The sequence below is a fragment of the Arthrobacter sp. MYb213 genome (genome assembly GCF_002979915.1).
Lineage (GTDB): Bacteria > Actinomycetota > Actinomycetes > Actinomycetales > Micrococcaceae > Glutamicibacter.
This window is the reverse complement of the sequence record NZ_PCQA01000001.1, coordinates 715,721-741,834: the sequence shown is the minus strand read 5'-3', so window position 1 is coordinate 741,834 and position 26,114 is coordinate 715,721. Positions and strand designations below refer to the sequence as shown.

23 protein-coding genes are annotated in these 26,114 nt (G+C 51.0%); 20 read left to right on the top strand and 3 right to left on the bottom strand.

Annotated elements, in window-relative coordinates; genetic code table 11:
* The first annotated feature begins 9 nt into the window (after nt 1-9).
* The 5 genes from leuD (at nt 10) to CQ011_RS03470 (ending at nt 5,144) form a co-directional block, all read left to right on the top strand.
* Entirely contained in the window at nt 10-615 is a 606-nt protein-coding gene (leuD, locus tag CQ011_RS03490; RefSeq protein ID WP_105674640.1) for a 3-isopropylmalate dehydratase small subunit, read from the top strand.
* Between the two features lie 247 nt (nt 616-862).
* Entirely contained in the window at nt 863-2,182 is a 1,320-nt protein-coding gene (murA, locus tag CQ011_RS03485; protein WP_105674638.1) for a UDP-N-acetylglucosamine 1-carboxyvinyltransferase, read from the top strand.
* Between the two features lie 95 nt (nt 2,183-2,277).
* A complete protein-coding gene (locus CQ011_RS03480; protein WP_105675035.1) occupies nt 2,278-2,970 on the top strand; it encodes a lysophospholipid acyltransferase family protein in 693 nt (230 codons plus the stop codon).
* A 27-nt stretch (nt 2,971-2,997) separates the two neighbouring features.
* Complete coding sequence (locus CQ011_RS03475) at nt 2,998-4,035, top strand: NAD(P)H-dependent glycerol-3-phosphate dehydrogenase (protein ID WP_286161071.1); 1,038 nt, start codon at nt 2,998-3,000, stop codon at nt 4,033-4,035.
* Nucleotides 4,032-5,144, top strand: coding sequence for a D-alanine--D-alanine ligase family protein (locus CQ011_RS03470; RefSeq protein WP_105674636.1), 1,113 nt, complete (start codon nt 4,032-4,034; stop codon nt 5,142-5,144). The genes CQ011_RS03475 and CQ011_RS03470 overlap by 4 nt, the downstream gene beginning before the upstream one ends.
* Nucleotides 5,145-5,230: 86 nt before the next feature.
* Here CQ011_RS03470 and CQ011_RS03465 read toward each other — a convergent pair whose 3' ends face one another.
* Entirely contained in the window at nt 5,231-5,752 is a 522-nt protein-coding gene (locus CQ011_RS03465) for a DUF3515 domain-containing protein (protein ID WP_502692872.1), read from the bottom strand.
* A gap of 66 nt (nt 5,753-5,818) precedes the next feature.
* Here CQ011_RS03465 and CQ011_RS03460 point away from each other — a divergent pair, with 66 nt between their 5' ends.
* From CQ011_RS03460 to rsmD, 4 genes are read left to right on the top strand one after another with little or no spacing between them, the layout of a single operon-like run.
* Nucleotides 5,819-6,865, top strand: a complete 1,047-nt coding sequence (locus tag CQ011_RS03460) for an LCP family protein (protein ID WP_105674632.1) — start codon at nt 5,819-5,821, stop codon at nt 6,863-6,865.
* 21 nt (nt 6,866-6,886) lie between these two features.
* A complete protein-coding gene (locus CQ011_RS03455) occupies nt 6,887-7,852 on the top strand; it encodes a DAK2 domain-containing protein (protein WP_181147972.1) in 966 nt (321 codons plus the stop codon).
* Nucleotides 7,845-10,031 (top strand): ATP-dependent DNA helicase RecG, encoded by a 2,187-nt coding sequence (gene recG, locus CQ011_RS03450; protein WP_105674630.1) that lies wholly within the window; start codon nt 7,845-7,847, stop codon nt 10,029-10,031. The genes CQ011_RS03455 and recG overlap by 8 nt, the downstream gene beginning before the upstream one ends.
* 29 nt (nt 10,032-10,060) lie before the next feature.
* The gene (gene rsmD, locus CQ011_RS03445; RefSeq protein WP_105674628.1) at nt 10,061-10,651 is read left to right on the top strand and encodes a 16S rRNA (guanine(966)-N(2))-methyltransferase RsmD; all 591 of its coding nucleotides are present in this window, start codon (nt 10,061-10,063) and stop codon (nt 10,649-10,651) included.
* Here rsmD and CQ011_RS03440 read toward each other — a convergent pair.
* Both CQ011_RS03440 and CQ011_RS03435 read right to left on the bottom strand, forming a co-directional pair.
* A complete protein-coding gene (locus CQ011_RS03440) occupies nt 10,622-11,404 on the bottom strand; it encodes a spermidine synthase (protein WP_286161070.1) in 783 nt (260 codons plus the stop codon). The genes rsmD and CQ011_RS03440 overlap by 30 nt on opposite strands.
* On the bottom strand, nt 11,401-12,612 hold the full coding sequence (locus CQ011_RS03435; RefSeq protein WP_105674626.1) for an aminotransferase class I/II-fold pyridoxal phosphate-dependent enzyme: 1,212 nt from the start codon (nt 12,610-12,612) through the stop codon (nt 11,401-11,403). Before CQ011_RS03435 ends, CQ011_RS03440 begins: the two co-directional genes overlap by 4 nt.
* A gap of 113 nt (nt 12,613-12,725) precedes the next feature.
* Here CQ011_RS03435 and coaD point away from each other — a divergent pair, with 113 nt between their 5' ends.
* The 11 genes from coaD (at nt 12,726) to CQ011_RS03380 (ending at nt 25,766) form a co-directional block, all read left to right on the top strand.
* A complete protein-coding gene (gene coaD / locus CQ011_RS03430) occupies nt 12,726-13,199 on the top strand; it encodes a pantetheine-phosphate adenylyltransferase (protein ID WP_105674624.1) in 474 nt (157 codons plus the stop codon).
* A gap of 76 nt (nt 13,200-13,275) precedes the next feature.
* Entirely contained in the window at nt 13,276-14,181 is a 906-nt protein-coding gene (gene galU / locus CQ011_RS03425) for a UTP--glucose-1-phosphate uridylyltransferase GalU (RefSeq protein WP_105674622.1), read from the top strand.
* A 120-nt stretch (nt 14,182-14,301) separates the two neighbouring features.
* Nucleotides 14,302-15,363: an LCP family protein gene (locus CQ011_RS03420; RefSeq protein WP_105674620.1), complete on the top strand. Its 1,062-nt coding sequence runs from the start codon at nt 14,302-14,304 to the stop codon at nt 15,361-15,363.
* A 144-nt stretch (nt 15,364-15,507) separates the two neighbouring features.
* Nucleotides 15,508-16,356, top strand: a complete 849-nt coding sequence (locus CQ011_RS03415; RefSeq protein WP_105674618.1) for an ABC transporter permease — start codon at nt 15,508-15,510, stop codon at nt 16,354-16,356.
* Between the two features lie 148 nt (nt 16,357-16,504).
* Entirely contained in the window at nt 16,505-17,230 is a 726-nt protein-coding gene (locus CQ011_RS03410) for an ABC transporter ATP-binding protein (RefSeq protein ID WP_105675027.1), read from the top strand.
* 8 nt (nt 17,231-17,238) lie between these two features.
* Nucleotides 17,239-18,276, top strand: a complete 1,038-nt coding sequence (locus tag CQ011_RS03405) for a glycosyltransferase family 2 protein (protein WP_105674616.1) — start codon at nt 17,239-17,241, stop codon at nt 18,274-18,276.
* Nucleotides 18,273-19,097, top strand: a complete 825-nt coding sequence (locus CQ011_RS03400) for a CDP-alcohol phosphatidyltransferase family protein (protein WP_105674614.1) — start codon at nt 18,273-18,275, stop codon at nt 19,095-19,097. The genes CQ011_RS03405 and CQ011_RS03400 overlap by 4 nt, the downstream gene beginning before the upstream one ends.
* Before the next feature lie 18 nt (nt 19,098-19,115).
* On the top strand, nt 19,116-20,006 hold the full coding sequence (locus CQ011_RS03395; RefSeq protein ID WP_105674612.1) for a glycosyltransferase family 2 protein: 891 nt from the start codon (nt 19,116-19,118) through the stop codon (nt 20,004-20,006).
* A gap of 66 nt (nt 20,007-20,072) precedes the next feature.
* Nucleotides 20,073-20,534: an FAD synthase family protein gene (locus CQ011_RS03390; protein ID WP_105674610.1), complete on the top strand. Its 462-nt coding sequence runs from the start codon at nt 20,073-20,075 to the stop codon at nt 20,532-20,534.
* Nucleotides 20,535-20,575: 41 nt separating this feature from the next.
* A complete protein-coding gene (locus CQ011_RS03385; protein WP_105674608.1) occupies nt 20,576-21,844 on the top strand; it encodes a CDP-glycerol glycerophosphotransferase family protein in 1,269 nt (422 codons plus the stop codon).
* A gap of 409 nt (nt 21,845-22,253) precedes the next feature.
* Nucleotides 22,254-25,766: a CDP-glycerol glycerophosphotransferase family protein gene (locus CQ011_RS03380; protein ID WP_181147971.1), complete on the top strand. Its 3,513-nt coding sequence runs from the start codon at nt 22,254-22,256 to the stop codon at nt 25,764-25,766.
* Nucleotides 25,767-26,114: the final 348 nt, after the last annotated feature.

The window sequence follows — 26,114 nt, the reverse complement described above, 5'->3', positions numbered from 1 at the left end:
AACACCATCATGGAAAAAGTTGTTACCCACACTGGAATTGGTGTCCCGCTGCGTCAGAGCAACATCGATACTGACCAGATCATTCCTGCGGTCTACTTGAAGCGGATTACACGCACAGGCTTTGAAGATGCGCTGTTCGCTGGCTGGCGCCGAGACGAGAACTTCATCTTGAATACTGAGCCATATAATAAGGGTTCGGTCTTGGTTGCAGGTCCGGATTTTGGTACGGGATCTTCGCGTGAGCACGCGGTCTGGGCCCTGAAAGATTATGGGTTCAAAGCTGTTATCTCGGCCCGCTTTGCCGATATCTTCCGCGGAAACTCTGGTAAGCAGGGATTAGTTGCTGCAGAGGTTGCACAGAGCGACATTGAACTGATCTGGAAAGAACTCGAAAATAATCCAGGCACTGAAGTCACGGTCAACCTGGATGCACGTACCGTGCAGTGCGGATCAATCGTTGCCCCGTTCCAGATTGATGACTACACCCGATGGCGTCTGATGGAAGGCCTAGATGATATTGGGTTGACGCTGAAGCAAGAAGCTGACATTACGTCCTTTGAAGCTACGCGCCCAGCATTTAAGCCTCAGACTTTGCCGGCCAGAACTGCTGACTAAGTTGATAGGCAGGCCCCGTTCGTACTCACCAGTAGGTGTATTCGAACGGGGCCTTCCTTCTTTATGACAAACAACTGCCTCACCATCTGCAGGTCTTCCCTGAAAGCATCCTCACAATGTGTGCGCCACGGGCAGAACTGCTCCGAAGTGCCCCGGCAATGACGGTATGCTTGCTTAGTCCTGCCTGTTTTATTGGCCTACCGGCCCGGGCAGGAGAAAACGACTACGCGATGAGGTTTATTCATACATGGGTAAGATTCTAACGGTCCATGGCGGTGTCCCTTTGAAGGGAACCGTTCGAGTAGGCGGCGCTAAGAACCTGGTTCCAAAGGCTATGGTTGCGGCACTGCTCGGAAACTCTCCTTCGGTACTACGCAACGTACCGGAGATCAAAGACGTCGCAGTCGTGCGTAGCCTTTTAGAGATCCACGGGGTTAAGGTTTCTCAAGACCCCGAGACCGGTGACCTCACCATGGATCCATCCGCCGCGAAGAGCGCCTCAAATCAGGCCATTGATGCTCACGCAGGCGACTCACGTATCCCCATTCTCTTCTGTGGACCACTGATCCACTCTCTCGGGGAAGCTTTCATCCCAGACCTAGGTGGCTGCCGTATTGGTGACCGTCCTATCGACTTCCATTTGGAAGTCTTACGCGAATTTGGCGCTATAGTAGATAAAGAAGCCGCTGGCATCCGTATCTCCGCTCCATTGGGACTAACCGGAGCGAAACTAGCACTTCAGTACCCAAGTGTTGGCACTACCGAGCAGGTTCTACTTTCCGCAGTGCGCGCAAAGGGAGTCACCGAGGTGAGCAACGCGGCGATTGAGCCGGAAATCCTGGATCTGATTTCTTTGCTGCAGAAAATGGGTGCCATTATCTCGGTGCACCGTGACCGAGTCATCCGTATCCAAGGTGTTGATGAACTCCGAGGTTATGACCACTACGCCTTGCCGGATCGAAACGAAGCTGCCTCCTGGGCCTCTGCGGCACTGGTTACCAAGGGCGATATCTTCGTTGAAGAAGCACAGCAGCGTGACCTCACCGCCTTCCTTCACGTCTACCGTCAGATTGGTGGAGAGTTCGAAGTGAAGCAGAACGGTATTCGCTTCTACCACCCGGGTGGAGAGCTGAACCCGCTGATCCTTGAAACCGATGTGCACCCAGGCTTCATGACCGACTGGCAGCAACCTCTTGTGGTCGCATTGACGCAGGCTAGCGGCGTGTCTGTTATCCATGAAACCGTTTATGAAAACCGCTTCGGCTTCACCGACGCTTTGGTGCGTATGGGAGCTACCGTCCAGGTGCATACCGACTGCCTGGGTTCCACTCCTTGCCGCTTCGGTCAGCGTAACTTTAAGCACTCAGCGGTAGTTCTTGGCCCAGCAAAGTTGAAGGGCGCAAACATTGACGTTCCTGATTTGCGTGGCGGATTCTCACATATGATTGCCGCACTGGCCGCCGAAGGCACCAGCAAGGTTACCGGTATTGAGATTATCAACCGAGGCTACGAGCACTTCATGGAAAAGCTCACCGCACTAGGTGCAAACGTTGAATTGAGCAACTAGGGGAGCGTTAGTTCGTGACAGATAACTCAGTGCATCGGGAAACCGTCAAAAGTAAAACCGTCTTTGCAATTCTGGCCGGTATAGTTCGTCCGGTTATGAATGCCTTGATAGGCAGGACCTGGCAAAACTTTGACAGGCTTCCTGCCGGCGGGTTTATTCTTTGCCCTAACCACCTGACCGAAATTGATCCTTTGGTCGTTGGCCACGCGGTATATAGTAGTGGACGTTTGCCACGTTGGCTGACCAAGGACTCCTTATTTAAAGTTCCAGTTCTTGGATCAGCATTACGTGCAACCGGACAAATTCCGGTTTCTCGTAAAACTTCAAGTGCCGCTGAATCTCTGGAAGCTGCGAAAAAGGTCCTTGAAGCAGGGGGTGTGATTGTTATTTACCCTGAAGGCACGCTGACTCGTGATCCTAATCTTTGGCCAATGGTTGGCCGTACCGGTGCCGCACGTCTAGCTTTGCAAACAGGGGCACCGGTGGTGCCAATGGCTCACTGGGGAGATCAAGAATTATTTCCCAGGTATTCCAAGAAAATGTATCCATTCCCTCGTAAACACGTGACCTTGTCTGTGGGGGAACAAGTACAACTCGATGATTTACGTGTCGGGCCACGTACCCGCACGGTACTGCAAGAAGCCACGGCACGAATCATGGCCTCCATTACCGAGCTAGAAGCTGAACTGCGCCAAGAGACTGCACCACAGACACCGTGGAACCCGAGTGAGCATGGACAAGCAACTACGGGTCGAGATTTTGATTCCCCGAAACAACCAAACGACTAAGTCTGATCACCTAGCGAAGGAAAAGCCTTGAGTAAGCCGCTACCACGTAAGATCGCCGTCATGGGGGCCGGAAGCTGGGGAACCACCTTTGCGAAGGTTCTGGCGGACGCAGTTTCTGACCAGGACATTCCGGTACAGATCTGGGCCCGTCGTGAAGAAGCTGCTCGTGAGATCAACGAGCGTCACACCAACTCGCGCTATTTGCGCGATACGAAACTTCCTGCCAACATTTCCGCCTCGGCTCAGATTGCTGAAGTATTAACTGGCGCGGACCTTGTGGTCTTGGCTATCCCCGCCCAGTCCTTAAGTGAAGAACTGGCCAAATTTGTTCAGTACTTTGAACAAGATGTTGTTTTGTTGTCATTGATGAAGGGCCTTGAGCGCGGCACCGATCTTCGGATGAGCGAAGTAATGGCCGAGGTCACTGGTATTCCAGCTGATCGCATCGCGGTCCTCTCCGGACCAAACTTGGCCATGGAAATTGCCCGTGAGCAACCAACGGCCTCGGTGGTGGCCTGCTCCGACGCGCAGACTGCGCATTGGATTGCGCAGTTGTGCTCCGCACCGTACTTCCGTCCGTATACCAATGACGATGTACTGGGTGTTGAACTTGGCGGAATCGTCAAAAACATTATCGCTTTGGCCGTCGGAATGTGTGATGGCATGGGAATGGGCGATAACACCAAATCCACCGTCATCACTCGTGGATTGGCGGAAACCACGCGTTTGGTACTTGCTCTTGGTGGCCGATTGGAGACCTTGTCCGGCCTTTCGGGGCTCGGCGACCTGGTTGCTACCTGTTCCTCGTCGCTGTCACGAAATAATACTGCCGGACGCTTGCTTGGACAGGGACTTTTCCTTGAAGAAGTAAACGATCGTATGTCCCAAACCGCCGAAGGTATCAAATCGGCGCGCGCCGTATTAGACCTGTCGGTAAGCCATCAGGTGGACATGCCAATTACCGAGTCGGTGGTTATGGTCCTGGAAGGCAAATTGAGCGTTGAGAATATGGCGGAGCGCCTGTTGTCGCGAGAACTGAAATCTGAAGGAGAGCTGCAAAAATGAGCGAGCCAAAACCACGAGTCCTCCTGCTCTTTGGCGGTCGTTCCTCAGAACATTCTGTTTCCTGTGTGACCGCCGCCGGTGTGATGCAGGAAATCGACAAAAATCGCTTTGAAGTCATTCCCGTGGGAATTACTCGCGCTGGGGCTTGGACCCTGGTTGATCAGGACTCTTCAGATTGGACTTTGAGTTCGGGTGCTCGTCCAGAAATATCGGTGGCTGATAAGCCCGTGCACCTGTCCAATGATGGTCAGCGAACTTGCCTCTTGCAGTATTCTGGCTCGGAAATCACTGATCTAGGTCCCATTGATGTGGTCTTCCCATTGCTGCACGGTCCTTTTGGTGAAGATGGCTCGATTCAGGGAATGCTGGAAATGTCTGGCGTTTCCTATGTCGGTTCGGGCATCGCAGCTAGCGCCATGGGTATGGACAAGCATTTCATGAAGGTCGTCTTCGAAAATGCCGGATTTAACGTGGGCCCGTACCAGGTCATCACTAATAAACAGTGGCTGCGTGACAGTGCTGTCGCGTTGGATCGATGCAAGTCTTTGCAGTACCCGTTGTTCGTTAAACCCGCTCGTGCAGGTTCCTCAGTTGGTATCACCAAGGTTGATGAACCCACGCAGCTGCAGGCAGCCATTGAGCTAGCACGCGAAGAAGACCCAAAGGTCATCGTGGAACAGGGGATCAGCGGGCGAGAAATCGAATGTGGTGTCCTGGAAGGCCATGGCTCGCTAGAGTCCCGGGCGTCTATGCCCGGCGAGATTGCAGTAGCCGGAAACGACCATACCTTCTACGATTTTGAGGCAAAATACGTTGATGGTGCAGCGGCAAAGCTCAGCTGCCCGGCTGTCCTCAGCGATGAGGCGACCTCGGCCATTCGCGAGTTGGCAGTGAAAGCATTCGACGCCATTGATGCTGAAGGGCTATCTCGGGTTGATTTCTTCTACACCGCAGATGGCGAGTGGATTATCAATGAGATCAACACCATGCCGGGCTTCACGCCCTCGAGTATGTATCCACAAATGTGGGCCAAGACGGGTATCGGCTACAGCGAACTAATCAATGAGCTCATCGCATTAGCATGCGAACGAAAAATTGGTTTACGCTAAAGAAATTTAACTGATGAGGACCGTCAAAGATCTCTGATCTATGACGGTCCTCATGTTTGAACGGCTTTGGCGTTGGCCAGGCTGGCTTAGAGGTCTACGTTCTTCTCGACGCTGACGCAAGCACCTTCCGCGGGAATGCGTGAGGCGGCCTGAGATAGCGAAGCGAGCACAGTACTAGACGGAATTACCTGCGGGTCTAAAACGACTTCGGTAGCCGGGGTACGGCCGTAGGTGGTTAACGTCCACACACCATCCTCACCTTCGTGAGCAATCCAATCTACCTCGTTCACTGAGACACAGGGATCTGTCGTTGGGCCGGGGACTTGAACCCCACACCGTAGGACAACCTGAGATGGGTCACCCCACGCGGCGGTAGCCTGAGAGTTAGTACTACGGCGCTCAGCATCACCAATGAACTGCGGGAGAATCACCATCATCTCGGCGCAGACTGGATTTCCGGCATCACTTGCTGGCTCTACGGCTGCTAAGGAAGCGCAAGCTGCAAGTGTGGGTGTGATCACCATGGCGGCTACGGCTAAAGTAGCCGTACGCCTAATCTTTAGATTAAGTTTTGATGACTCTTGACTCTTATTACTGAAAACGGACACTTTAACAGCGTACCGTTCGTTTCTGAAAGATAAGATGTAAAAAGATGAAACTGTGAAAGGTAGCATATGTCCTTCGAAGAACAGCCCGTACGTCCACGTGCGAAGAAAAAACGCACTGGTCGTGGAATCCTCATTGGCATTCTGGCGCTAGTAGTGATTGCCGGCCTCGTGGCCGGCGGGTACGTTTGGAATCTTGGTCGCACCTTCGACTCGAAGAGTGACAAGATTGCCGAGGCATTCCCTGCCGAAGAAAATCGCCCAGAGGTTAAAGAAGAATCTAAAGATGCAGTGAACATCCTGCTTCTTGGTAGTGATACCCGCGCCACTCGCGAAACAGACGAATCAAGTGAGGAGTTCGGAACCCTTCCAAACGGTGGCCGCTCGGACACCATGATGCTGGTACATATCCCAGCTGACCGTAAGGGCATGTACGTCACCTCGGTGATGCGTGATACCTGGTTGGATATTCCGGGTGTTGGAACTGCGAAGATCAATCGCGCATTCGCTAGCGGTGGCGTTCCTAAGGCCGTAGAAACCTTGGAAGGACTCTTCGGAGTTCGTATCAACCACGTAGCCTCCGTAGACTTTGAAGGCTTCAAAGGTTTGACCGACGCGCTCGGAGGAGTGACGGTAAACAACCCTCAGGCTTTCCGCCAGTCGATTACTAACGGCATGTATTTCCCTGCCGGCGTGCAGACACTAGATGGCGAACAAGCACTAGCCTTTGTACGTGAGCGTAAGTCGTTCCCAGGTAGTGACTATGGACGTGTGAAGAACCAGCAGCTCTTCGTCAAGGCAATGCTTGGACAAATCATGTCCAAAGACACCCTGACCAACCCGGGTAAGCTTAACAATGTTGTCACCGAGATTGCGCCATTTATTGCCGTGGATGAAACATTGGATGCGTCCAAAGTCGCCGGCTATGCAGCCTCAATGATTAACGTGCGTCCAAGCGACATGACCTTCTTTACCTTGCCAAATAAGGGACCAGGGCGTTCCGCAGACGGCCAGTCGATAGTCATACCTGACATGGAAACTATTGATAAGTTTGGTAAGGCGTTGCAGGAAGACAAAATGGATGAGTTCGTGGCAACCACGGACGTTTCCAAATAAAACTGAAAGACCCGATTTCCCATGACACAAAAACTCGATACCTCCGTGCGCGCCATTCGTGAATGGTTGCAACGGAGTGTGAAGAGTCTCGGGAATCATTCAGATAGGCTCAATGCCATCAATGTATTTCCGGTTGCCGATGGGGATACAGGAACTAACCTATATCTCACCGCTCGGGCCGGACATGACGCAGTCAGCAAGCTGGAAAGTGATGACATCGGTGGGTTCTTAGAAGTTGCCGCTCGCGCGTCCATGGAGTCAGCGCGCGGCAACTCAGGAACCCTGCTGGCGGTGTTCCTCAGTGGCCTCGCAGAACCATGGCGGGGCCACGACCGGCTGACCGCGAGCCTGCTCTCCAAAGGCCTTGAACGGGCAAAGGTCCGTTCTTGGTCTGCGCTGAGTGAGCCGGTAGAAGGCACCATGCTTTCGGTCATCAGTGCTGCAGCGTTGGCTGCCGGTTCAACTTTGGCTCATATTAAAACAGATGTGGAGAGCCGCGCAGCCCTGGATACCGTGCTTCATCAAGTGGCTCAGGCCTCGCGGATGGCTGTACGCGGTACCGAAAACGAATTACCTAGCCTTGAAAATGCTGGCGTAGTTGATGCCGGTGCCGTAGGAATGCTGGTGATTTTAGACGAGCTCTGCGCTGCGGTTCGTGGTACCGAAACAGACTTTGAATCCTATGAAGGGTTCAACGGATACCAAGTACAAGATCCACATGTACATTTGATCCAAAATGATGCTCAGGGCGTCGAAGTCATGTGCACCATTACCCTTGATGCGCTGGGAGCAGCCACACTGCGCGGGCAACTGGATCGAGTGGGTGACTCGGTGATCATGTCCCCGGTCAATCCCACCGGCGAAGAAGTTTACCGGTGGAGGGTCCACGTGCACGTGGCCGAGGCGGACATGGCATTAGAACTTATCCGTCAGCAGGGGGAGCCGGTGAACATCAGCATCACCGACTTGTGTACTCATGATGGATGAGACCAAAGCGGTATCTTTGGAGCAAGCTGAACTTTCGCTCGTGCTCGGGGCCAAGAATGCTGGTGCCCTAGAAAAGGCCTTTGGATACACCACTGTTGGTCAATTCCTCTGGCATTTTCCTCGGCGCTACGTCGATGTGGGGGAGCTGACCCCCATTGCAGAATTACCTTTTGACGAGCACGTCACCGTCGTAGCCCAAGTGACTAACGTGAGCCAGCGGCAAATGCACTCACGTCGTGGCTTCATCTTTGAAGTGACAGTCAGTGACGAACTTGACCAGAATAGCCAAGAACTGAAGATGACCTTTTTCAACGGCTATCAAGCGCGTCAAGACTTACAAGTCGGAACCATTGCGATGTTCAGCGGCAAAGTTGGCTGGTATCAGGACCACCTGCAGCTTAGCCAACCCGATTACGCCATCTTAGACACGGTAGCCGAGGCTGATCCGCGGCCCATACCGATCTATCCGGCCTCGGCAAAAATGCCAAATAAGAAAATTCGAGACTTACTCTCACTGCTCATGGATGAAATGACAGAGGAACAACTTCCCGAATTTCTGCCAGAACAACTCCTGGCAAAGCATCACTACCCGCCTAGGGCCAAGGCCTACCTAGACAGACACCACCCGCGTGAAATCAAACATGCCTATATTGCCCGCCAGCGTTTTGCCTTCGAAGAAGCCTTCATGCTGCAACTCTCACTGGCAGAACGAAACCGTGCCGTAGGAAACCAGCCAGCCATTGCGCGCAAACCGGTCAAAGGCGGGTTAGCCGAAAAGTTTGATTCAAGACTGCCTTTTACACTCACCGAAGATCAAATAGAGGTTGGCAAAGAGATCTCGGCAGATCTGCTCAATGAGCATCCGATGCACCGCCTTCTCCAAGGTGAAGTCGGCTCAGGTAAAACCGTTGTCGCTTTGCGAGCTATTTTGCAGGTCATCGATTCCGGTGGACAAGCCGCGTTACTTGCGCCCACTGAAGTTCTTGCAGCCCAGCACCATTCCTCCATCAAGAAGATGCTGGGAGACTTGGCCGAACCCGGCTTATTTGGTGAGGGTGAAGGCACCGGGGTAGCCCTGCTCACCGGGTCGGCAAAGACGGCGCAGCGCCGTCAAGCGCTTCTGGGTATTGCCAGCGGGGAAATTGGACTGATCATTGGAACGCATGCGCTTTTGGGCGATCATGTGCGCTTCGCGGAGCTTGGCCTCGTGGTAATCGATGAGCAGCATCGTTTCGGCGTGGAGCAACGAGACGCGTTGCGTGCTAAGGGCGAAGAAAACGTACCGCATACGTTGGTCATGACGGCCACACCAATTCCACGTACCGTTGCAATGACGGTTTTTGGAGACCTAGATACTTCGACAATTAAAAAGCTGCCAGCAGGGCGTGCCCCGATTTCAACACATATTGTCCCGATGCAGTTGACCGGTTACCGGGACAGGCTATTCTCACGGATCCGTGAAGAAGTGACCAAGGGGCATCAAGTTTATGTGGTGTGTCCACGAATTTCGGAGACCGCTGCCGAACAAGGAATTTTGGTGGCCACCGCTGAAGACGGCGCCAACCAGACCATGAGCGTTGAATCAATGTTTGAGTTGCTTTCCTCGATGCAATCTTTTGACAGTGTGCGTATTGAAGCCTTGCATTCGCAACTTGATTCCCAAGATAAACAAGAAATCATGGATGAGTTTGCTGATGGGCAGATAGATGTTTTGGTCTCTACCACTGTGATTGAAGTTGGCGTGGACGTTCACAACGCAACGTTGATGGTAATCATGGATGCCGAAAGATTCGGCATCTCGCAGCTTCACCAGTTACGAGGTCGAGTGGGCCGTGGCGGTTTACCCGGTACTTGCTTACTCACCACATGGTTGGATGCGGATCATCAATCAGTCAATAGGTTACGCACCATTGAATCAACCCTTGATGGGTTTGAATTAGCCGAGGCGGACCTAGCCGAACGCAAGGAGGGCAATATCCTTGGAATACAGCAGTCTGGTAGTCGCTCAACGCTACGAGAACTAAGTATTATCAAAGACCGTGGGCTCATAGAGTCTGCACGAGAAGACGTGCAGGGACTCATCAAAGATGGTGCCTGGGCTACCAAGTATCCAGAACTCTTCGTCGTCGCTGAATCATGGATAGACCAGTCCACTAGAGAATTTCTGAATAAGAACTAACGTTGACACTTGGAAAGTAGTAACAAGACATGAGCCGTATTATCTCCGGAATTGCCGGGGGCACTAGCCTGAAATCAGTACCCGGAGATGCAACAAGACCGACTACCGACCGAGTCAAAGAAGCACTGTTTTCTCGCCTCGAAAGCTGGAACGTCATTTCGTCGGCCCGTGTATTGGATCTCTTTGCTGGTTCTGGCTCCCTAGGGCTAGAGACCGCAAGTCGTGGAGCACGCCAGGTATTGCTCGTTGAGCTAGCTCCTAAAGCGGTGAGCGTCTGTCAGCACAACGCCACCAAAATCAATGAGGCGCTGAAGAGTGAAGTTGTCTCGGTCCAACGAGGAAAAGTTGATACGGTTCTCTCCAGCTTTTTCGACGAAGAGACGAATGCTCCAAAAAGAACCTTTGACCTAATCTTCATGGATCCTCCATATCCATTGACTGATCAGGAACTCGCTGTCACCCTCGACAAAGTTTCTAGAGTTTTGGCAGAAGACGCAACGGTCATTGTCGAGCGTTCAAGCCGTTCGCCAGAACCGATATGGCCCGCAAACTTGGAAAAGATCGCTGACAAAAAATACGGCGAAACGAGATTATGGTTTGCCGAACCGGTCCAGAGCTAAAGAGTGTTTGACCTCTGATGGGTACGGACCAGCAGCCTCGCAAGCTTGAATAGTTACTTGGTCGATTTGCTTCTTTGAAGCGGTAAGTATCAAGTTGCCAGGGAATTTGCGCGTAAACATTTCCGGGGTTGAACTTAGCAGGACATAGTCGAACACAGATTGCGCGGCTTGAACTTGGCGGTCCGTAAACGCCAGTGGTGGGTCGTCACCAATATTTACGAAGAGCAAACCCTCAGGTACTAGCGCCTGAGCCAGTTCTTCATAGTATTCGGGTCTAGTCAGATGCTCTGGTGCTTCCGGGCCGCTGAAAATATCTAAGACGATTACGTCATGTTTCTCTTCCAGCAATTCTTCTTTCAAGACTGCTCGGGCATCCGCCACCAGTGTCTGCAAATTGCATTGTTCTGGCAAAGGCAGATGAGTCAAAACAAAATCAAGTAGCTCACGCTCAATATCAACAGCCACATGTTGGCTCTCGGGGTACCGTAATGCAGCCCACCTGGCCAAGGTCAGGGCACCTGCGCCCAAATGCAAGAATTTGAGCGGGTCAGGCTGTGGGCGTAGCACGTCGAGGTGATTCGCAATCCGCGCGAGGTATTCGTAGAAGATTTCCTCTGGGTGAGTCAGATTAACGTGTGACTGTTCGGCGCCACCAATCGCTAAGATCATCGCTCCTGGAACGAGATCATCAGGATAAATACTTGCGTGTTCTTGGATCCCACCAAGCCAGCGTTTCAGCGGTTTCATACTCATTTTGCTAGTACCTTAGGAAGATGTTGGAGCCGCTCTACCGCTTCGCTGATAACTTCAGGTCTTTTGCAGAAAGCAAACCGCAGCAAGGAGGAATGGTCCTTCTGGTTTTCTTGAAGAGCGAATACGGACATTGGAATCGCAGCTACACCGATACGCTCCGGCATCAGTTTCGCAACGTCCAACGCGCTGTTATTGCCCAGGCCCTGTAAATCTGCAACCAAAAAATACGTACCCTTGGGCCTAATCACTTGAATACCAACGTCTTCAAGTCCTTTGGCAAGTTGATCGCCACGAGCACCAAGATCTGCGGCAAAACCTTCAAAGAATGTATCGGGTAGTTCTAATGCCTGCGCTACGGCAGGCTGGAAGGCAGGCCCAGAAGAGTATGAAAGGAACTGTTTGACTGTGCGCAGAGCAGTTATTAGCTCTCGTGGCCCGGTTGCCCAGCCGACTTTCCAACCTGTAAAGGAAAAGGATTTGCCTGCGGAGGAAAGCGTAATGGTTCGTTCAAAGCCGCCGGTGCGGCTAGCGATGGGAACATGTACGGAAGCGAAAGTGAGATGTTCGTACACTTCATCCGAAAGGATAATGCAATCGTGCTTGTGCGCAAGAGCAATGATTTCGTCTAAGACCTCAGTGTCAAAGATGGTCCCAGTAGGGTTATGGGGATTATTGACAATAATCATCCGAGTTTTACTCGTAACGGCATTACGAAGCTCATCAAGATCAGGCGCGAAGGCGGGAGCGCGCAATTTCACTACCTTGTGAGTTGCGTTAGCCAGTCCAATCATGGCGGCGTAGGAATCGTAGAACGGCTCAAAGGTGACTACCTCGTCCCCAGCTTCGACAAAAGCCAAAACTGCCGCAGCTATTGCTTCCGTTGCTCCCGTGGAGACGACCACCTGAGTGTCAGGATCAATGGTCAACCCGTAAAACCGGTGTTGATGCTTTGCTATCGCATTTCGTAGCACGGGAATCCCGCTGCCAGGGGCGTATTGGTTGGCCCCGTCGTGGATAGCCTTGACTGCAAGCTCACGAATTTCTTGTGGACCTTCCGTATCTGGGAAACCTTGACCTAGGTTAATTGCCTGATGTTTATTGGCAAGGCCGGTAATTTCTTCAAAGATCGTGACGCTGGGTTCACCGTTTGCTCCCAAGAGATTTGCGCTCTGAGCAGTTCGTCGCCAGGGGGTAGATTCAATGGTCATAGCTCAATTATGCTTCGTGGCCTCTGGATGGTCTAAGCGAACACACATGAATCGTTACACGACAGTAGTATCAAAATCACGTGTTATCTAAGGTTTGTTGATAGATTCTAGATATGCGCAGAGCTGTATGCCCAGGATCTTTTGATCCCCTTCACAATGGCCATGTTGAGATCATTGCCCGAGCGGCAAGTCTCTTTGACGAGGTCATTGTTGCCGTATCGACAAACTACTCAAAGAAGTATCGTTTTTCTGAAGAAGAGCGGGTTGCCATCGTCGAAGAGACGGTGGGAGGTCTTCGTGGTGTCTCGGCCATACCTATGGGGCAAGGTCTCCTTGCGGACTTTTGCAAGGAGCAAGGAGCAGAGGCAATAGTGAAAGGGCTGCGAAGCACAGTGGACTATGCCTATGAAATTCCTATGGCTACGATGAACCGTCATCTCACCGGAGTGGAGACAGTCTTTCTGCAGGCCGATACGAGATTTACTCACCTATCGTCGTCGCTGCTCAAAGAGGTGCAGTCACTGGGTGGGGATGTTAACGAGTACTTCCCACGCGCGGTCATTAAACGACTGTCGAAAAAGAGTTAAATTCAGGTTCCTGTAACGAGCAGGGAATGGTTCGCAAAATTTTATTTACATTTGAGAATGGTGGGGGACTATCACCGTGGCACTAAATCCAAAAATTACTAAAGCGGTTATCCCAGCAGCGGGTCTTGGAACGAGATTCCTGCCGGCAACAAAGGCAATGCCCAAGGAGATGCTGCCCGTTGTCGACAAGCCAGCGATCCAATATGTTGTTGCTGAGGCAGTCAAAGCTGGTCTCAATGATGTCCTGATGATTACAGGTCGTAGTAAGCGCGCTCTCGAAGATCATTTCGATCGAGTTCCTTCTCTCGAAGCATCATTGGAAGCCAAAGGCGACACTAAAAAACTGCGTTCGGTCCAAGAAGCGACTGAACTGGGCGATATCCACTACGTGCGCCAGCGTGACCCTCGTGGTCTCGGTCACGCAGTTCTATGCGCTAAGCAACATGTAGGCAACGAACCGTTTGCCGTCCTTCTTGGCGATGATCTCATTGATTCACGTGATGAACTGTTGTCGTTGATGGTGGAAACGCAGCAGAAAACAGGTGGCTCCGTCATTGCGCTCATGGAAGTTGAGCCTGAGCAGATTAGTGCTTACGGTTGTGCAGATGTTTCTTCAGTCGAAGGTGAAGACTACGTCAAGGTCAATGCACTCGTTGAGAAGCCAAGCGTTGAAGAAGCACCAAGTAACCTAGCGATAATCGGTCGTTATTTGTTGCATCCACAAGTCTTTGAGGTATTGGAGCACACTGCCCCAGGTCGGGGCGGGGAAATACAGTTAACCGACGCGCTTCAGGAACTGGCTACCGGTAACAACAACGAAGGCGGAGGGGTCCATGCGGTTATTTTCCGAGGACGCCGCTATGACACCGGAGACAAGCTGAGCTACCTGCAGGCAAACGTGACGCTTGCCGTAGAAAATGAAGAGCTCGGTGAGGGTATGAAAAGCTGGCTCAAAACTTTCGTGGCTACTCTAGATAACTAGGCGTAAAGGGACTACTCAGGATAATCACATTTATCTTGAGTAGTCTTTTTCATTGCCACTGTAGCGAGCAAACACTTGCCACATGGGAAGACCATAGATTTTCTTTGAGAAGCTGCAGGAATGAATATCCCAAACAAGAGCCAAACCTTCACCTCTCGTAGCGCCCGCTACGGAGTGGAGCGCAAGCGAAAACGACGCATGCGCGGCGTTTTGATGACTGTTGTTGCTCTTGTTGTTGTTGCTGCCTTGGGTGCTGGGTTTTATGTTTTTAACCTTCAACATAATTTCAATTCGAAATCTAACACCTTAGCCATCAACTACACCGATGAGCAGCAGAGCTCGCGTCCGGTTAAAAACCCAGATGACGGATCGATGAACATTCTGATGCTGGGTGTTGATCACGCGGATGAGAATGAGACAGATTCAGCGGCACTAGAGGGCGCTGTAAGTCAGCGAAGTGACTCGATGATGCTGGTTCATATTCCGGAGGACCGAAAACAGATCTATGTCATGTCATTAGTTAGAGACATGTGGGTGGATGTTCCAGGTTATGGACAGAACAAGCTAAACGCCGCCGTTGAGCTTGGGGGTGTCCCGTTACTGATGCAAACGGTAGAGGGCTTATTCGATACGAAAGTTGATCACGTAGCTATGATCGACTTCGCAGGTTTCCGCGAACTTTCCACTGCTCTCGGCGGTGTGAAGGTGACCAACGAAATACCTTTCACCGCAAACGACACCGACTACTTCTACCCAGAGGGCGAGATCACCCTCGAAGGCGACCGCGCTCTGCGCTTTGTGCGCGAACGCAAATCGTTCAGCGATGGCGACTACCAGCGAGTAAAGAACCAACGGACCTTCTTGATGGCCGCGGTGAACCAAATGTTGTCAAACGATACGCTCACAAATCCAACGAAGCTTTATAACATCGTAGATAAGGTCTCGCCGTATCTGACCTTTGACTCAGAGTTTGATGCTGCGACGATGGTCGGATTGGGTATGCAACTAAAAAACGTTGATACCGAGAAGCTTGAAATGTTCACCATGCCAACCGCTGGTAGTTCAACAAGTCCGGACGGCCAATCAATTGAACTCGCCAGCGAACTAGCCGTCGCTCAAATTTCCGAAGCTTTGCAAACAGATATGATGGCGAAATATCTTGCGGAGAATCCACCGCAATAAACACCTGTAACACTGAGTGGGATTAACTGCACGCGCGCTTAGCGCCTGAAATCACGTGATAGCCCCGCGCATAAACTAGACTTTGATCATCTGTGCTTACGAATTCAAGTAGTAGTTAGCATTCGACAAGAGGACATTTTCCACATGACAGTTGCGGAGGAAGCCGAAAAGTACGGCTTGCACCGAGTAGGGGCAAGACCGTCATTGGTCGATTACCTGAAGCAGACCTGGAGCCGGAGAGAGTTCATTTATGAACTAGCAAAGGCTCGCGTGCAGTCGCAGAACGAGCGTAACCGGTTGGGCTCTGTTTGGGTGGTGCTGAAACCTACATTCAACGCGATTATGTATGGGTTCATCTTTGGGATCTTGCAGGGCGGCAGTAGAGGCGTGGATTTCCCCGTTTTTGTTGTCATTGGTGTGTTCCTATTCGAATTCTTTACGACGTCGATGAATGGTGGTGCGAAGTCGATCACTGGAAATACTGCGTTAGTGCAGTCATTGGCATTTCCCCGTTTGTCGCTTCCCGTTGCTCAGGTAACTCAGAATCTTCTGACGTTGGTTCCGATGCTCGCCGTCATGTTTCTTTACGCACTTATCTTGGGGACTTCACCGAAGTGGACTTGGTTTGTGATCATTCCTCTTGTACTTCTCTTCAGTGTTTTCAACATGGGTATTGCGTTGATCTGCGCGCGAATTACGGTGCATATACGTGACTTCACAAATATCTTGCCGCTGATCGGGCGAGTTTTGTTCTACACATCCGGCGTTCTTTTTAGCGTTGATCGAATCCTAAATAAATGGCCATGGATGGTTACAGCATTTGATTACCATCCTCTGTACCAAACATTGCAAATTGCACGTGCGATGATCATGGACAATGCAGTTTATGAACCCCGTGCGTGGCTTGTGGTAGGGATCTGGGCTTTTGGAACTCTAGCATTCGGTCTTGTTTACTTCTGGAAAGCGGAGGAGCGGTACGGTCGTGAGAATTAACTTCGATGATCTAATAAACCCTGAATTGCATCCGGAATATGAACCTGAGCGGATCTTTTCAGACGACACGTCGTTTATCGATGTGGTCTCTCCTGAAGATGTAAAGGGCGCGAGCCTGAAAATTGACCCTAACCGTCAACCAGTGGTGATGGTAGACAATCTTCATGTCAAGTACGAAGTGTTTTCCAGCGGTAAAGCCGTCGGAGCTGCAGGCGCCAGGCGGTTACTCCAGTCGAATATGCGTGGCGTTCGTACAGTCCATGCACTGAAAGGGATCTCGTTTGTTGCGTACGAGAATGAGTCCATTGGGATCATTGGTTCAAATGGGTCAGGCAAGTCAACTCTCCTTAAAGCCATTACTGGGTTGACCCCGCCGGCTTCTGGAAGTGTCTACGCGAGATCTCGGCCTAGCCTGCTGGGCGTGGGCGCTGCTCTTATCCCTGGGCTTTCAGGCGATAAGAATATTACTCTGGGCGGTCTCGCACTCGGTTATAGCCGTGAAGAAGTTGAGAAGATGCGAGAAGAGATCATAAAATTCGCTGAGCTCGAAGAATTTATTGACTTGCCGATGCGTACCTACTCGTCTGGCATGGGAGCTCGTCTAAAATTTGCAATTGCAGCATCAAAAAAACACGATATTCTGATTATTGACGAAGCTTTGGCCGTGGGCGATGCGAAATTCCGTAAGCGGAGTGAAGCTAAGATTCGAGAGATTCAAGAACACGCGGGAACGATTTTCAACGTTTCGCATTCCATGAATTCAATTAAGGAAACTTGTAATCGCTGTATTTGGATCGAAAAGGGCGTTCAAAAGATGGACGGCGACCCTGACGCAGTAATTAAGGCTTACCAAGCTCATTTGAAGAAGAAGTAAAGGGACGGATGACTGAAAATCCAGGCGTTGCTTACGTAATGCCTGTGCTGAATGAAGCCGAGTACCTCGAAGAGGCAGTCGCATCGATTCTCGCGCAGGACTACGCGGGCGACAAGGAACTGGTGCTTGCATTGGGTCCGAGCACGGATGAAACAAATCTTGTTGCCCGGCAACTAGCAGCTCAAGATTCACGGATAACTCTGGTGGACAACCCCCAAGGGCGAACCCCAATTGCATTGAATCTTGCCATCCGTAATTCAACTTATCCAATTGTGGTTCGCGTCGACGCGCATAGTGAGCTTCCTACTAATTACACAAAACGTGGCATTGAGACTCTCAATCGTGTTGGTGCACATGATGTTGGTGGCCTAATGGACGCTCGTGGCCGTACGCCACTACAACAAGCAATCGCTGCTGCCTATCACTCGAAATTTGGCTTTGGTGGACCTGCCTATCATTCAGGTGCCCCCGAAGGTGAAGCCGAGTCTGCTTACTTAGGAATCTTTCGTCGGGAAGTGTTCGACGAGGTCGGATACTTTGACGAGAACATGTGGCGAGCTCAAGACTGGGAGCTTTGCCTCAGAATTAGACAGGCAGGCCATAAGGTTTGGTTTGATCCAGAGCTAAAAGTCGGTTATTACCCGCGCGATAACTTCCGCGCGTTAATCAAACAGTCGTTCGCATCTGGAACCTGGCGTGGTGAAATTGCCCGGCGATTCCCCGAGGGGAAATCCTTGCGACATGATCTGCCTCCGCTGCTACTTGTGGGAGTAGGCGTGGGAATGATCTCCTCAGTTGTTCAGCCGTTTGCTGGTGCATCGCTTCCGAACCCAGTAAATTCCTTGATGAAACTGAGCAAGATTGTCCCCGTGCTTTACGCATCGATCTGTGCTGTAGAAGGAATACGCGCCAAAGGGCAGGGACTCAAAGAAAAGCTGCTTACCGCAGTAGCTTTCCCTTCCATCCACCTTCCATGGGCGCTCGGCTACATTAAAGGACGTATATCTGGCGCCGGCAGTACTTTGGATAAAGGCAGGGTCAAATGAGTTCAGAACGTCCATCACGACCGACGCTTCAGGAACTTCGTGCGGTTTGCCAACCACCTGAAGTCCGTGCGCGAAAAAATGCAGAACACTGGACCGCCGAGCTCTACCTTCGTCACATCTCTATCTACCTCACAGCGGTATTGGTGCGAACCCGTATCTCTGCCAACGGTGTCACCGGGTTGATGATCCTCGCCGGCTGGTGTATGTCTATAGCGTTGCTAATCCCTGGAATCTGGGGACCACTACTGGCCGTCGTACTCTCACAGGTACAGCTCTACTTTGACTGTTCAGATGGAGAAGTGGCTCGCTGGCGTGGCACTCAGTCCCCGCGCGGAATATTCATCGATATGGTCGGTCACCATACAACCGAAGCGCTGATCCCTATTGCCCTGGGCTACCGCGTGTTCATGGAGCTCTCTGGAAGTAGCGACAATGCAACGCAGGCATGGCCAACGTTGTTTATGGGAGCATGTCTGGCTGTTCTGCTTGTACTCAACAGGTCGCAATCACTGATGGTGCATGCCGCCCGTAGCATGGCAGGACTGGGCAAGCTTCCTGATACGGCAGAAGCGCGCTCTATACCAGTGACGTCACTGGTAGGACGTTTACGTTATTTAGCGCGTTTCGTGCCTTTTCACCGGATGCTGCATGCGGTGGAACTTAGCCTCGTGATCCTTGCTTGTGCCATCATCTCGGCTCTCGTTGGAGAACCAGGGATTGCCGAGAAATGGATGATCTGGATCTTGCTTCCAGCTACGGTGCTAGTTAACGTAGGACATTTCATTGCAAATATGGCCTCAACTAGGCTCAAAGCTAATTAGTTAGAAGGGAGGAAACCGATGTCGACTGAAAAGATGCCGCACATTGGCGTCGTTGTTCTGACCATGGGAAACCGTCCCATCGAATTGAAACGCGCATTAGAGTCTCTACTTGCGCAGAAGAGTGTTCAGATTGACGCCGTCGTCGTGGGTAACGGTTGGGATCCAACTGACGTTCCGTCGTCCATCAAAACACACTTCCTCCCTGAGAACCTAGGTATTCCTGCCGGCCGTAATGCGGGCGTGAGCCATGTGCAAGGCGAATTCCTTTGCTTTCTAGATGATGATTCATGGTTCCTGGATGAAGATTTTTTGATCACTGCTGTTGAACGGTTCAAGCGGTATCCGAAAATGGGTCTCTTACAGCCACGAATTACGGATCCTAAATCGTTGGAGAATGATCCCACACGTTGGATTCCACGGTTAAACAAGCGTACGGCCGAAGAACCTAGCAAGGTCTTTCATGTGGGGGAGACTTGCTTAGTTAGTCCCCGAGCGCTTTTCGATGCCACCGGCGGTTGGGCCGCAGGATTTTGGTACGCGCATGAAGGAATCGAACTCGCTTGGCGCATATGGGATACCGGGCATTATGTTTGGTACGCGGGGGATATGCGCATTGGTCACCCGGTCGTTGACCCACGCCGCCATGACGAGTTTTACCGTCTGAATGCACGTAACCGAGTATGGCTTGCGCGAAGAAACCTCCCAGCACCTTTATGTTGGATCTATCCAACCTCTTGGTTACTGGTGGAGTGCCTGAGAATGCGGAAAAACCGCTCTGCGGTTCGTCAGTATTTGGCTGGTTGGCGCGCCGGCTGGAGCGGTAGCCCTTGGCATCGTGAGACTCGCCCTAAGCTGAAGTGGTCTACCGTGCTTAGAATGACTATGGCAGGACGACCGCCAGTTCTTTAAACTTATTGGAGGGCTACAGAGCTCACCACAATTACTATGCATCAGTTTCATGACGTGGAGGTAAACATGGCTAAAACAGTTCTTACTTACGGTACGTTCGATTTGTTCCATATTGGGCATCTGAACATTCTCAAGCGACTCAAGGAAAAGGGTGACCGTCTTGTAGTTGGCGTCTCAACCGATGAGTTCAATGCGATCAAGGGTAAAAAGCCTGTTGTTCCATTTGATCAGCGACTAGAGATCGTTCAGGCCATCAAGTACGTAGATCTGGCTATCCCCGAAGAAAATTGGGCACAGAAGCGTCTTGACATCAAAAAGTATGATGCTAAAGTCTTCGGAATTGGCGAAGACTGGCAGGGAAAATTTGATGATCTAGGCGACGAAGTTGAAGTTGTCTACTTGCCTCGTACCGCTGGAATCTCGACTACCGAAATGAAACGCGTGCTGAGCGAATTTGATGAGCGTCATGTCGAGGCATTGAAGAACACCCTCGACTCGTTAAGCCAGATTGTTAAAGAACTCAGCTAGTTCTTTTGACATAGCAACTAACCACTCGCAGAAGAGCTTCCATGACATTCGAACATTTTCCTGAGATTTTTACGTCCAATGTGAAGTCGGTACTTAAAAATTTAGGGCGTCGACCAGCAGTTAAGAAAGTAGCCGGCCTGTTCGGCGCTTCTTCTGTTGGTCCTGGAATCGGAATGGCTGATATGCCGGTTCCTGGCAGAGTTGTCATGTATTTCGGTGACACCGCGAGCAAGATATATCAAGTGACCCAGTGGCTACCTGTACTGGAACAACTGAACGAGAAACTAGAGGTCTTGCTTGTTTTTCGTTCTCTAAGCGCGTTTAGAGCTGCTTCAAAGCTGACGTCGCTGCCCAAAATTTATATCCGTAAATACGCAGACCTGATCAAGTTGTATAACGATAATGATCTGCGTCTGGTGATATACGTAAATAATTCCTATTCGAATTTTCAGTCTATCGAGCACCCTCGTCTGGTCCATGTGCATGTAAATCATGGGGAGAGTGACAAACTCTCGATGGTTTCAAATCGCGCCAAAGCCTATGACAAAGTTCTGGTAGCTGGACCGGCTGCGATCAAACGTCATGAATCGATGCTGGTCGATTTTGATTTCAGTAAGCTTCTCGTGACTGGGCGTCCACAGTTAGATATCGATTTTGCGCCCGAGCTGGAAGCCTCAGACAAGTTCGATGTCATGTACGCGCCTACTTGGGAGGGCGAGAACGATGACAACAATTACACGTCTATAGACCTCTATGGGGAACAAATCATCAATTTGTTGCTTGGAAGTCCAGCTATACGAATCGTGTATAAGCCTCATCCGCGCGTGCAAAGTAGTACCAATCCGTCCGTTGCGGAAGCACATGAAAATATCTTGAACTTAATTGATGAGTCCAATGCTCTGGGGGCTAATCATTTGGTTTGCCTTCAAGGAAATATTCTCGCTATGTTCGCATCTACTGACGCACTGATCACCGACGTATCGAGTGTGGCTTTGGACTACCTCTACCTTCATCCTGAACGACCTATCGTGCTTTCGGACCGTCGCACAAATCCGGCAAATTTACTGCGCGATGCTCCCGTTTCGCAGGCATGCCAGGTCATAGATTCGAATTCGATAGCACTGAATTCAGAGTTTCTACACGCAGCATTGTTTGAAGACGAGCACGTGAATGACCGACAGAAAATGCGCAGTTTCTATTTCGGTGATCTTGCCATTGGAGAGTCGACTCTCCGTTTTGAACAGATCATTGAACAGCTCATCGAAGAGCGCGCAAAAAAGCTCATCGGTTTCCGTCAATGGCATAGCTAGGAAATTAACAGCTAAAACTCGGGGTCGACGCACTCAATACCCGCTGTTAGGGCCGTTTAGTTACGTAGAATACCAGTAGAACTCAACGTAAATAGAGGATGCATGGACAAGTGAACCTCAGTGAGGATCAGGAGCGTTTCGGGGAGCTACTTCCTTCGTTTACTACACCTACGTTGCTTAGCGTCATCAGGCAACGAATCACTTTATATGCACGTTCGGTGTTGGTCTAGGAATCTGAAACGCAAAGACTTTCATTGATGAACCCTTGGCTATCTAGCATCTGAAGGAATTTTTGCTGACCATTTATGTTCGCCGATGAGTTGAGTATCCGTGAAGTTTACGCAACACGAACATGCGTCTCAATCTAAGCTTGCAATAAATGGCGAACAATATTAAGGAACACAACTTAGTGGCATTCAAGAAGCATTCCGCGCAAGCACTAGTACAGTCGCTCGTCAGCGATTTGCGAGCCCAGCGGCTGAAGCGGAAATCCTACCGCTATTATTCGGGGCATCATGCGCTAGCTGCAGAGTCTCGTGATGGTCGTTTACTCCTGAATGCTGAACTAAACTATGCACCTTACTCAGTAGCAGTACTTCACGGACGTCACATCGTGTTTTCTGAACCAGTGGTCTCGAAAGTGCAGGGGTCAGCCGATCGTTACAGTGCCACAGCCACGTTAGAACTCGACAGAGTATTGAACTCGTGGGAGGACTATCGCGAACTTGCGATTTCGAACTCAGCTGAATTGGAATCATCGGAAGAAGGACATCCCGATACCGAGGTCGAAGAGGTTGAAGACGAAAACGGACTTCATGCCGGAACCGTCCGGCTCGCATTCACTTTCGAATGCGAATTCGAGGCACTCCCAAGCGCTATCGCATGGATCCAACTCGAACCAAATGGCGAAATGCTTCGTCGAAAAGAAGTCAAAGGGCTAATTGAAGAAGGCGAAATAGCCCTAAACAGCCCGGTGATTGCTCACCGAATTATGGGGCGCTTTGAAAAGACGGAACTTCTCGGAGCTGCGCGGTACCGCTCCAATGAGCGCAGTACTGGGGTGTATGTCAACAAACGCGCCGAGGTTTCGATTGGTATCAACCGCGAAGTGTCGCACTCCTATCGTATTCGGACAGATGTAACCCAAGTCCGCGGTGGCATTCTCTCGCTAGCCGGTATTCTAGACACTCAAACTGATCGCCTGACCGGGGCGCGATTGAGTGTTGTTGGGCGCCGTACTCAAACTGAGTTTCAAACACCAATACAGTTGACCCTTGACTCAAACCTCGCAGACCGTCGCTTCGGTAAGGCTACTTATAAGTGGCAAGCCGACCTGGATTTCACTGCGCAGGATTGGGAGTTATTTGACCGAGGCGACAATTACGACATCTACCTCATGGTTACCCACGAAGGTAGCGTTGAGGAACGGCGAGTTCGTGTAACAAGGACTCCTTATATTGTTCGCTCTACTACGCAAGCCGGCGCGGTCCACAAAGGCAATCAAACACTGGCAATTTCGCCGTACTTCACCTTCAAAGCAAAATCGACATCGTTGATCCTTGAGGTGTACGAGAAAGAAGCCTTCGCAGTACTGGAGGATTCTCGTGCAAAGAGCTTCCCCATACTTGAGAGTGGACGCAAACCAATCTGGATTGTTGGCGAACTTTCTTATAAAGCGCAAGATAACGCGCTCCACCTTTTCCGCTATCTTCGGACCCACCGACAAGACATCGATGCTTATTACGTTATCGATGAAAATTCCCCAGACCTGCGCAACTTTGACACCATGGATCACGTTGTTTTCCACGGAAGCAAAGAACATTTCGAACTAGCAACGCGTGCTTCGCGATTTGTCGGTACGCATCATGCTGATTACCTATATCCGACTCGGCATCAGAGTTTCTCGGCAAGGACTCGCGCGACCCGCGTGTTCCTACAGCACGGCGTTATGGGAACCAAGTGGATGGTGCCGAATTACGGCAAGAACTCGCCGGGCTTCACCACCGACTTATTTATGGTTTCATCGGAGCGAGAAAAACATTACATAGTTTCTGATTTCTTGTATTCACCGGAAGACGTCAAGGTCACCGGGCTCTCACGCTTCGATTCACTGTTGGCAAATGACATTCCAACGAATAAGAATATGCTTCTGATCATCCCTACTTGGAGGGACTGGTTGCAAAATGAGGAAGCATTCTTAGAATCGGCGTACCTCCAGGAATGGAAGGACCTGCTGTCTTCTCCAGAATTAGCGCAGATGGCAGCCAAGCACTCATTGGAAGTGGTTTTCAGTCTTCATCCAAACATGCAGCACTTCCGTGAGCATTTCCAAGACACACCTGCGCGATTAATCGTTCAAGGTGAAGTGGACGTCCAAGAACTGATCAAAACTGCGGCGGTCATGGTCACTGACTACTCATCCGTCGCTTTTGACTTCAGCTTCTTGCATAAACCCGTGCATTATTTCCAATTTGACCGCGCAAGATTCTTAGGGAAAAAGGGTTCGCACCTTGACCTAGATGCTGAGCTTCCAGGCCGCATCGCCTTCGATAGCGGTAGCCTCCTCACTGATCTTGCCGAGACCATGGACCGTGGCAAGACCATGGAGCCACAGTATATTCAGCGCGCAGATGTTTTCATGTCGCACCGTGACCAGAACAACAGCCAGCGTGTGACCGAGGAAATTGAGCAGGCGTCTCTTCGAAAGCGTTCGCAGGATGGTTGGAAGGCTGAGCTCCCGGACAAGCTCAAACGGCGCTTCCGTAAGAACAAACGGTACTTTTCGGTGATGCGGGCGATGTTCAAGACTGTCTCACGAACCCCACTGGATGAGAATATCGTGGTATTTGAGTCCGGGTTGGGCAAACAATATGGCGACTCACCGCGGTACATTTACGAGGAACTCGTACGTAGTGGTGACACTCGAAAGAAAGTTTGGATTTACTCAGGCGCGCATCGCTTCACAGACCCAAATACCATTGTTATTCAGCGGCTGTCGCCGGAGTACTTCTGGTACTTGGCCCGGGCTAAGTACTGGGTCTCTAACCAGAGCTTCCCGCATTACTTGCGCCGACGGAAGAACGGCATTTATCTACAGACGTGGCACGGTACCCCGTTGAAGCATATGGCTTTGGATATCGAAGAAATCCATGGTCGCGATGAAGGTTATGTGGAACGTGTTCTTAACGCGACCAACCAGTGGTCTCATCTGATTTCACCGTCAAAATACACCACCGACATTATGAAGTCGGCATACTCGTTCTCCGGAATGGCCACCGAGCTGGGGTATCCGCGCAATGACATCCTCATGGCTCCGGATGCTCAGGCACGGGAAGTCTCTATACGCGAAGGATTGGGGCTAGCCCCAGATACGCGCACGGTGCTTTATGCTCCAACCTTCCGAGATGATGCCGGAACCGGGCATGGACGCTTTAAGTTTGAGCTACCGATGGACCTTGAAGAGTTTGACCGTAGGTTTGGCGAGGACACCGTCCTGTTATTGCGTATGCACGTACTGGTGTCTAACGCAATCAGTATTCCTGAGGAACTCAATGCACGGATCTTGGACGTTTCTGGATACCCAGATATTCAGGAACTGTACCTCGCCACAGACGTGTTGATCACCGACTACTCGTCAGTGTTCTTTGACTACTCGTTGCTTCGTCGACCTATCGTCTTCTACGCATATGATCTGGAAAATTATCGAGATAACTTGCGTGGATTCTATCTTGATTACCAGAATGAAATGCCTGGCCCAATTGTCGAAACCGAAGCCGAACTTTGGGATACCGTCGCGGATGCACTAGAGGGTAAAGACATCGGGGGAGTGGAACGAGAAGCGTTTGTCAAACGGTTCGCCCCTCAAGATGATGGCTTTGCCTCGCGCCGGGTAGTGCAGAAGTTTTTCCCACAGAGTAAGTAGCATCAACTCCTAACCCGGCAGTCCGTAGGACTGCCGGGTTTTCGCGCGTCTTGATACCAACACGGGAGTAATTACCAAGTCTGGATGGCGTTATAAGGCAGAATCATCTGGTGGGCATGCAACCACGGAATGATCGCTTCCGTGGAACGTCTTAGGTCGATGGTCAAAGGGTTAACGTGAACAGGTATAGTCTCCGGGTTGTCTTAGGAATTGGACGACGTCTCGAACGTCGCGGAAGGTACCGCCTCGCTACAGTTTTTTATCAACGGGTACTGAAAGCCAAATTCCTAAGTTCCGACGACATCCGGTTCCGTTTAGGACTGTGCCAATACAAGACAAAGAAGTACT